Origin of the sequence: Actinomadura sp. HBU206391 (assembly GCF_014323665.1) — a bacterium.
GTDB lineage: Bacteria > Actinomycetota > Actinomycetes > Streptosporangiales > Streptosporangiaceae > Actinomadura_C.
Genome location: NZ_JABVEB010000444.1, coordinates 1 through 3,129, shown reverse-complemented (window position 1 = coordinate 3,129; position 3,129 = coordinate 1). Strand labels below are relative to the sequence as shown.

Genomic DNA, 3,129 nt, shown 5'->3' with positions numbered 1-3,129 from the left:
CGTCGACGTCGAACGCCGCGAGCCTGAGGGTGTGGGCGCTGAGCCCGGGCAGCCTCCGGCGGCTGTTGACCAGTACGGCGCAGCCGCGGCCGCCGGGCAGCAGCGGGCGGATCTGCCGCTCGTCGGCGGCGTTGTCGAGCACGACGAGGACCCGCCGGTCGGCGACCAGGCTGCGCAGCCGTTCCGCGCGTTCCGGCACGCCTTCCGGCAGGGCTCGCCCGTCGACGCCGAGCGCGGTCAGAAACCGTCCCAGCACCTCACCGGGGTCGGCCGGCAGCGCCTCGGCCCCCTGCAGATCGACATAGATCTGCCCGTCGGGAAAGGCGGATCTGAGCCGGTGCGCCACGTGCGTGACCAGGGTGGTCTTGCCTATGCCGCCCGCACCGACGACCAACGCCATCGTCATCGACCGCCCGTCGCCGTCGAGTAGATCCAGCAGCCGCTCCACCTGCTCATCGCGGCCGACGAAGTCCACGATGTCGGGCGGTAGGAGGGACGGAGACGGCAGGGCCGGCCGGTGCTCGGCGCCAGGCCCGCCGATCTCGCGGTCACGCGCCAGGATGGCCAGGTGCACCCGCTGCACCTGGCTGCTCGGGCTTACCCCCAGGTTCTCGGTCAGCCTGGCGCGCAGCGCCTCATACCGCTCGAGCGCCTCCGCGGGCCGCTCGCACGCCGCGAGCAGTTTCAGCAGCGAGGCGTGCACCGGCTCGTCGAGTGGGGCGGCCGCCGCCATCGCCTCGAGATGCGAGAGTGCGTCGTAGGGGCGGCCCACCGTCAGCGCCGTCTCGGCCAGCGCCAGGGCGGCCCGGCGAACCTCCTCGTGCGCCATGCGCAGCAGCGGATCGCCGGAGTCGAGCGTGGACAGGTCAGCGAGGACCGGGCCGCGGGACAACGCCACGGCCCGTACGAGGAGTCGATGGCGCTCGGCCCGGCCAGAGGCGTCCCCCGCCTCGGCGGTCAGGGCCCGAAACCGTGACATGTCGACGGCGGACGGGTCCATGGACAGGCGGTAACCGGAAGGGGCGTGGTCGACGCCGATCAGCCCGGGCCGGCCCTCGGTCAGTTCGGCCAGCCACTCCCGGAGGCGGGAGATCCCGACCTGGACGGTGCCGCGGCGGGCGCGGGCGCGGCGCGTCGACCACACCAGGTCGAGGATGCGTTCGACCGGCAGTGCCGCCGGCTGGGCCAGCAGGAGCACACCTAAGAGTCCGCGCAGGATGTTCGACCGGGGCAGGTCGACGGGCCGGCCGTTCTTCTCGGCGATCAAGGGGCCTAGCACGCCGAAACGAAGTGGCGGATCGTTCATGTCCCCTCCCGTCCCATGCCCGATCGCCGGTCGATCCGTCTTCGAGCCGGTACGGCGGTGATGAAAGGCGGCGGCCCGAGAGGAAGAGTGCTTCACCTGATTCGGGAGGTGCGGGTTAACGCGGCCCGGACGCGATCTGAGAGGTCAATTCTCCTACGCCCTGCGCATTGATCCACTCCTGCAGAGTGACACACCCGGTTCTCCGGCGCGACCCCGTGTTTTCCGCCAAGTGCGCGACGCCCTGAGCACAAAAGTGTCGGCGCCGATCGCCGGCGTACAGGTCACCGCCGTTTGTAAGCGATTTGAAAGGACGCCCTACCTAAACTTTGCGCGACGATTCGCCCCCTGCAGGGTGTCCCATCCCGCCTCTAGAGCGCAACCGATCCGCAGGCCCGTTGACGAGACGGTGGCCCGGCTTTCCGCCGTCAACGGGAGAGATCACGTGAGAAAGGGACCTCTGTTGAGTAGATCTGTCACCACGGCGCGACCGCCGCGCTCCCGCAAGCGATTTCTGTCCCTGCTCGCCGGCCTGACGACGGTCGTCGTCACAGCGGGTCTGGTCACGGCGTTGTCCTCGCCGGCGAGTGCGGCCGGGCCGCGGCCGGCGTTTCAGCTGCCCTTTCCCTGCGCTCAGAAATGGCGGCTGGACACCTGGGGTCATGCTCCGGCGCTGGACATGGTCAAGGAGCCCGATCAGGTGGGAACGGAAGGGGCGCTGTTGATCGCTCCGGCGAGCGGCAGGGTGAATCAGTCCTTCTACCATTCCAACGCGGGGAACATGATCCAGATCGATCACGGCGGTGGCTGGTTCACCACCTATATCCATCTGCAGTCCCGGGCGGTGGGCGTCGGCGCCAACGTCTCGCAGGGCACCACGATCGGGCGGGTGGGCCATACCGGCCCCACCTCCAACGGTCATCCGCACCTGCACATGGAGCAGGCGATCGACGCCAACGGCAATGGGATCGCCACCTGGGGAGAGGCGGGCAGCGAGCGGGTCGCGGCCGTGTTCAACGGCGTGAACTACGGCACGACCAACAGCAGGACCTGGCGCAATGTCACCAGCGACAACGGCTGCACACCGACCCCTCCGCCGGGTCCCGTCGATGACGGGACCGTGCAGTTCGCCGAAATGGACGGCGATGGTCGCGACGATCTGGTGTCGATCCGTCCCGATGGGAGCGTGGTGGCCTATCGCAATCTCGGCTGGGACGCGGCCAAGGTGTACGACGGCGCGGACAGCAAACTCGTGGCGACCGGTTTCGGCGATGCGGTGGGGACGAAGTTCGGCGATCTGAACGGTGACGGCCGGGATGAGATCATCTCGGTTCGTGACGACGACGCGGTGGTCGCCTATCGGAATCTCGGCTGGGACGCGGCCAAGGTCTATGACGGACCCGAGAGCAAGACCGTGGCGACCGGTTTCGGCGATGCGGTGGGGACGAAGTTCGGCGATCTGAACGGTGATGGCCGCGATGAGATCATCTCGGTCCGGGCGCCCAATGGCGATGTGGTGGCCTATCGGAATCTCGGCTGGGACGCGGCCAAGGTCTATGACGGACCCGAGAGCAAGACCGTGGCAGGTGGTTTCAACGACGCGGTGGGGACGAAGTTCGGCGACCTGAACGGTGACGGCCGGGATGAGATCATCTCGGTTCGTGACGACGACGCGGTGGTCGCCTATCGCAATCTCGGCTGGGACGCGGCCAAGGTCTATGACGGACCCGAGAGCAAGACCGTGGCGACCGGTTTCGGCGATGCCGTGCGGACGAAGTTCGGCGACCTGAACGGCGACGACCGGAAGGAGATCATCTCGGTCCGGG

2 protein-coding genes are annotated in these 3,129 nt (G+C 68.6%); one reads left to right on the top strand and one right to left on the bottom strand.

Features of this window, described 5'->3' with window-relative positions:
• A partial coding sequence (locus HKK72_RS38000) for a BTAD domain-containing putative transcriptional regulator (protein ID WP_187239224.1) occupies positions 1-1,306 on the bottom strand: 1,306 nt, incomplete at its 3' end.
• Positions 1,307-1,535: 229 nt separating this feature from the next.
• Between HKK72_RS38000 and HKK72_RS37995 the strand changes: the two genes are divergently transcribed.
• The coding region (locus HKK72_RS37995; protein ID WP_187239223.1) for an FG-GAP-like repeat-containing protein at positions 1,536-3,129 on the top strand (1,594 nt) is incomplete at its 3' end.